Genomic DNA, 264 nt, shown 5'->3' on the forward strand with positions numbered 1-264 from the left:
CTGCCTTTGGCCGCTGGGCCGAGCGAGTTGCCGAGGCACCTCCGCCAAGCGACTGTGCCATCGACGCTGTGGAGCCCGGCGAGCCCTGGCTTGCCTATATGCAGGCGCTGAGCGGCTATATCAGCGGCGACGAGCTGGAGCGCATATCGGCAGAGGATTATGCCGCCTATGACGAGGCCTCGACGGAGAACAACTGGCGTCTGGAGACCGGCTATGGCGCGCTTGTCGCCGCCCCGATGCCGGTTTCGGTCGAGCTTCATCTGG

General features: G+C 65.5%; 1 protein-coding gene. It reads left to right on the plus strand.

The annotated features are described in order from the left end of the window. The coding region (locus SB764_RS41210) for a hypothetical protein (protein WP_410866927.1) at positions 1-264 on the plus strand (264 nt) is incomplete at both ends.

Origin of the sequence: Paraburkholderia sp. SIMBA_027 (assembly GCF_046535315.1) — a bacterium.
Classification (GTDB): Bacteria; Pseudomonadota; Gammaproteobacteria; order Burkholderiales; family Burkholderiaceae; genus Paraburkholderia; species Paraburkholderia tropica.